The sequence below is a fragment of the Sphingobacterium alimentarium genome (assembly GCF_004342685.1).
Classification (GTDB): Bacteria; Bacteroidota; Bacteroidia; order Sphingobacteriales; family Sphingobacteriaceae; genus Sphingobacterium; species Sphingobacterium alimentarium.
Map to the genome: position 1 here is coordinate 1 of NZ_SMBZ01000084.1, position 5,280 is coordinate 5,280.

Consider the following 5,280-nt stretch of genomic DNA (forward strand, 5'->3'; position numbering starts at 1 on the left):
GCAGCATACAGTTTCTTCCCTAAGAAACCTTCAATCAAATATCAAACGGTAAAAACTAACCAATTGTACGCTTTTTAATTATCGAATTCAGGTTTTAGGCCAATTTTCTGCTGAATATTCCAATCCTATTGTAAACTTATCGGGTATTCCAAGTCATATCAATGGTCACCGTTGGGGCACTTATAACTTTCCCACACCAGTGGGTGTGAATGTGAACAACAATCTATTTACAGGAGCCAATAGTTTTGGTAACAATATGGCTATGGACACCTGGTCTTACGCTGTGCAAGTGGAGGAGACAGCTGTACGGGAAATTGTGGTCGAAATATCGGATCTGGAAGTCGTTACGAATACGGCCAATAAAGATACCATTGAGTTGGACGAAGTCGTCGAATATCGAATTTTGGTCCGCAATAACGGTCCTTCCGATGCTGTAGGAGCGGCCTTTGAGTATACGCTTTCAGAAGGATTTACCATACATAGTATGCAGCCATCTACTACAGACTGTGTAAGTGTTAAGAGCACATCTTTAGTGAAAAACAAAGCTAAAATCAATCTTGATATTCTTAATGGGTGTGAAGCAGTGTTTGTGGTAAATACTTCAGCGCATCAAGTGCCAGATTCGACCTACGGCACGGTATATGGCACAGCGGGTATCGTGAGACCGAAGGGCTCGACTGATCCCAATGCTACTTCAGCTGATTTGGATAAGAAAGAACCAGGTACAGCCCAAGAGGAATGCGCACCTGCCGGATGCAATAACATAATGATCAATGACGGACGATGTCTTTTTGCTAGAGCCATTCAATGAAAGGGGACAAATGGCGTTGTTGAAAACGGTGACCCACACGGACGAAAACAATTCGGGTTTCCATGATGTTGGCGAGACGTTAGTCTATACTTTTACCGTGCGGAATATCGGCCAAGTGAATATTACTGATCTAGTGCTGGTGGATTCATTGTTAAATCAGCACACGATAAAGTTGGATGGTGTTATTCTTCGAAAGAATGAAGAATATATCGTCACTGCCAAGTACACCATTACCGAAGAAGATATAAATAGAAAAAAAGTCAATAATCAAGCATTTATTTTTGGTAAAAATCCTAGAAATTTTGATGTGAAAGATTGGTCTGGGAATTCATGGACAACGAATGATGTAACTAGTATTGATATTGACAAAGCACCAAAATTTCGACTTAAAAAATCTATCTTCAATAAAGGAACGGGCGAAAACGAGCAATTCACACATGGCGATGAAATTATTTATCAGTTTGATGTGCTACATGAAGGAGATATTGCGGTAGGTGCTTTAACTCTAGTCGATGCTCTGATTTTTGATGCAGCACAGTCGCTGGCTATACCAACGTTAAAAAATCAAACCCATACATTAAGCTATTCATATAGGGTTACCCCGGAAGATATAACACGGGGGAAGGTGGAAAACTCGACTTTAATCAGTGGAAGAGATGAAAAGTATAATAATGAACTAAAAGATATTTCTGGATCTTCATATGAGAATGATGAGAAAACCATCACTGGCCTCAACCCATGCCGAGTACCAGAAGGAAGCCACGTAGTAAATCGAAAATTTAAATCGCCTTTCCACCATGCCATTAAGTGCTTGATGATAAGCTTGAACATACGCGTCGGAATAAGTCTTAATCAATTGGTCATTGCGTTCCACATAGGCGCGTATTTCTGAAGATTTGAATGTTTGAGACAATTGTTTTTCAAGTAGCAATACCGAATCCACCAACGCATTACTCTCTTTGACAATTTGCCAAATGGTAGTGACAGGATCGGAAATATACTTGGCTGGTCCGATATATAGATCGTAAGTGGGGTAGAACATCTCTGGTATCCTTGTTTCCCATAATGCATGTATACCGATTTGGTTGGTGTACTGCCCGTTATAATTGCTCGTGGTATGCAGGGGCACGTGTGCGTCGGCAATGTAATGTCCGATATCGGCACTAAGTTGGATAATGCGCGGTATATTCTTCGTCTTGAAAGCTTCGACGAGATTAAGGTAAGTTCTGTTTATCTGCCATGGGATTATTCCCTATGCCATTAGCTTTCTTTCACTTAGTTTTTCTTTCGCTTGACTCCAATTGATAGTACGGAATCAATGTCGCCATATCTATCGACATCTATATAGTGCCGAGGTCCTTCGATCGTGCCGACATAGCATCTTTTGTCAGCATCCACAGCTTTTTCTGTGATTTTCTCGATATGAGGTTTGTAAAATGAAGCTAATGGCGTAGGCAGCAGAAATACAGCTGTCTCATTAATCCTTTTGTGCGGGTAGAATCCCCACGACGAACATAATAAAATTATGATGATGAATATGGGATAAATCGCTCTCATAATTAGTGTGTTAGTTGATTTAATATACAAAAAAATATGAAAAGTGTACATATTTACTAATTGGAGCAGGTGTTAATCTGATAAAAATATGTAATTTCGGAATGCAAAAATTATTGTAATACATGAAGATTCTATATGCTATTCAGGGGACCGGAAATGGACATTTGTGCCGTGCCATGGATATTATTCCCTGTTTGCAAGAGTTTGGTGATGTCGATGTACTTATTAGTGGCATACAGGCAGACATCTGCATTCCCTTCGATATCAAATACCGACTTCATGGGCTGAGCTTTATCTTTGGAAAAACAGGTGGGGTAGATTTGTGGAAGACCTTTATGAGTTCGACAGTACGCAAATTGATTCAAGAGGTCAAAGATGTGCCGGTGGAGAATTATGATCTTGTAATAAACGATTTTGAGCCCATTACAGCGTGGGCCTGTCAGATTCGGGAACAACCTTGTATAGGTCTAAGCCATCAAATAGGGGCCATGCATCCCGATAGTCCCAAACCTGAGGACACGGACATGATGGGCAAATTCATCATGAAAAATTATGCTCCGGTCAGTCAGTCCTATGGATTCCACTTCAAAAAGTACCATAAGACAATTTTCACTCCCGTAATCCGGGAACCTATCCGAAAATTAGAACCTACTAATCTAGGACATTACACCGTATATTTACCCTCGTATGATGATGCTCATCTACTCAAGCATCTTACAAAATTTTCGGACGTACGATGGGAAGTGTTTTCAAAGCATAATACTAAGCCATTACATGTCAAGAACGTAAAGATTCAGCCTATTAACAATGATGAATTTGTGAAAAGCATGGCTTCTGCCGAAGGAGTACTATGTGGTGCGGGTTTTGAAACTCCTGCTGAAGCCCTATATCTTGGCAAAAAAGTGTTGGCTATTCCTATGAAAAATCAGTACGAGCAGCATCTGAATGCCGCTGCCCTGGAAGATATAGGCGTGCCTATCATTAAGAGTTTAAAGAAAAAGTATGAGTACGATATCGAACTCTGGCTGAATAGTTCAGAAACTGTTAAGGTGGACTATCCAAACAATACAATGGAAATAATCGAGACTATTATAAATAAAAATACATGAAACTAACCCTTGCCAGTCTATTCATAGTAGGCATACTATCTTCTCAGCATCTAGCTGCACAAACCAAAAAATCTTCAGCTAAAAAGCCAACTTCTAATAGCAAAATAGCTACCGCCCCTTTATTAAAAAATACAAACGACTCCTTGTCGTATGCTTTGGGCATTGATGGGGCGAGTAATTTAAAAAAGGCTGGATTCAACATTCAATCAGATATGTTCAAAGAGGGATTGAAAGCCGCGCTTAATGGAGATTCATTATTACTCACAGAGGATCAAAAAATGCAGGTGATTCAGCAAGAATACGAAAAAGCTTACGAGCAGAAAGTCGCTGAACAAAAGAAACCAGGAGAAGAGTTTTTAGAACAAAATAAAAAGCGCCCAGAAGTAAAGGTTACGGAGGAAGGTGTGCAATATGAAATTCTTAGAGAAGGAGATGGCGCACAGCCCACGGCAGAGTCGGAAGTGGAAGTACACTATAGAGGAACATTGATAGACGGCACACAATTTGATAGTTCCTACGATAGAAATGAGCCCATAAAGCTTTATCTTAATCGTGTAATTGAAGGTTGGAAAATTGGTATTCCTTTGATGAAGGTCGGATCAAAATATAAATTCTTTATACCTCAACATCTAGGGTATGGAGAAAGAGATTCTGGACCTATTCCACCTTATAGTACACTTATTTTTGAAGTAGAGCTGTTGAATATATATTAATCATTGCTATGCAATACAATACACTAGGTAATTCAAGTATAAAAATTTCTAGCGTGGGTATTGGCTGTATGTCTATGTCCCCATCTACAAATATGGATTATGTAGCACTCATAAATCAGGCTGTAGATAATGGGATAAACTATTTCGATACTGCAGATCTGTATGATTTTGGGGAGAATGAAAGGCTATTAGGAAAGGCTGTCAAAGGGATAAGACAGCAACTTGTTATAGCTACTAAAGTAGGCAACGAATGGAATAAGGATAGATCCGGTTGGAAATGGAATGTTTCTAAGGATTATATAAACAAAGCTATTGACGATTCGCTTACGCGATTAGGCACAGATTATATAGACTTGTATCAAATTCATGGCGGTACCAAAGAAGATAACTTGGATGAAGTGGTTGATACATTGGAGAAATTAAAGCAAAGTGGTAAAATAAAAGAGTACGGTATTTCTTCTATTCGTCCGAATGTATTTCTACCATTCGCTGCGCAATCGAATATGGTCTCTAATATGATGCAATTCAGTTTACTCGATACAAGGCCCGAAGCGTATGTCGGGGAATTGAGAGAACAGGGCATCTCTATATTGGTGCGCGGAGCATTTGCACAGGGATTGCTGCTGAATAAGCCTGCCAAAGATTATTTGCAGCATAGCCCAGTCCAAGTCGAAAAAATTGCAAACTGGGTATCGGTAGTAGCTAAACAAGAAGGCATTAGCAAAGAAACCGTGGCTTTAGCTTATTTGTTACAACGTCAACAGGTGACTGCCGCTGTAATCGGGATACGTACCGCTGAGCATCTAGAGAATTTGCTTCAAGCAACTCAAGAATTGACATCATTTAATATGGGCAATTATTACCTGCCTATGCAAGCTCTATCGTATCAAGACCATATAAATTAGATTTTATTATCCTATTATACAAAAAGCCGTAAAGTATTACTTTACGGCTTTTCTGTGGTGTGCCCGGCATGGGCGATAACTCTAGGGTGTAAGTCCCGAACACGCCATTACAGTTGGAAGTGTTAGCCGAAGGCAAGGGTGTCCACCGTGAGGTGGAATCTGAAGGAAGCATTAGGCAAACTCTC

8 protein-coding genes are annotated in these 5,280 nt (G+C 39.9%); 6 read left to right on the plus strand and 2 right to left on the minus strand.

The features are described from left to right. Window positions 1–211 precede the first annotated feature (211 nt). From EDC17_RS16445 to EDC17_RS16455, 3 genes are all read left to right on the plus strand, one after another. Window positions 212–811: a DUF11 domain-containing protein gene (locus EDC17_RS16445; protein WP_132779295.1), complete on the plus strand. Its 600-nt coding sequence runs from the start codon at window positions 212–214 to the stop codon at window positions 809–811. Next, the gene (locus tag EDC17_RS16450) at window positions 774–1,703 is read left to right on the plus strand and encodes a DUF7507 domain-containing protein (protein WP_132779297.1); all 930 of its coding nucleotides are present in this window, start codon (window positions 774–776) and stop codon (window positions 1,701–1,703) included. Before EDC17_RS16445 ends, EDC17_RS16450 begins: the two co-directional genes overlap by 38 nt. Window positions 1,704–1,880: 177 nt before the next feature. After that, the gene (locus tag EDC17_RS16455) at window positions 1,881–2,075 is read left to right on the plus strand and encodes a hypothetical protein (protein ID WP_132779298.1); all 195 of its coding nucleotides are present in this window, start codon (window positions 1,881–1,883) and stop codon (window positions 2,073–2,075) included. Window positions 2,076–2,086: 11 nt separating this feature from the next. Here EDC17_RS16455 and EDC17_RS16460 read toward each other — a convergent pair whose 3' ends face one another. After that, window positions 2,087–2,368: a phospholipase C/P1 nuclease family protein gene (locus tag EDC17_RS16460; protein WP_132779300.1), complete on the minus strand. Its 282-nt coding sequence runs from the start codon at window positions 2,366–2,368 to the stop codon at window positions 2,087–2,089. 122 nt (window positions 2,369–2,490) lie between these two features. On the opposite strand from EDC17_RS16460, the gene EDC17_RS16465 reads away from it, so the two are divergent. From EDC17_RS16465 to EDC17_RS16475, 3 genes are read left to right on the plus strand one after another with little or no spacing between them, the layout of a single operon-like run. Continuing rightward, entirely contained in the window at window positions 2,491–3,477 is a 987-nt protein-coding gene (locus tag EDC17_RS16465) for a glycosyltransferase family protein (RefSeq protein WP_132779302.1), read from the plus strand. Beyond that, window positions 3,474–4,190 carry an FKBP-type peptidyl-prolyl cis-trans isomerase gene (locus EDC17_RS16470; protein ID WP_132779304.1) on the plus strand — a complete coding sequence of 239 codons (717 nt, stop codon included), beginning with the start codon at window positions 3,474–3,476 and terminating at the stop codon, window positions 4,188–4,190. Before EDC17_RS16465 ends, EDC17_RS16470 begins: the two co-directional genes overlap by 4 nt. Window positions 4,191–4,198: 8 nt before the next feature. Then, window positions 4,199–5,095: an aldo/keto reductase gene (locus tag EDC17_RS16475; protein WP_132779306.1), complete on the plus strand. Its 897-nt coding sequence runs from the start codon at window positions 4,199–4,201 to the stop codon at window positions 5,093–5,095. Here the strand turns inward: EDC17_RS16475 and EDC17_RS17150 are convergent. Further along, window positions 5,058–5,280: hypothetical protein (locus EDC17_RS17150; protein WP_207895802.1), on the minus strand; the 223-nt coding region annotated here is incomplete at its 5' end. The two genes, EDC17_RS16475 and EDC17_RS17150, sit on opposite strands and share 38 nt — an antisense overlap.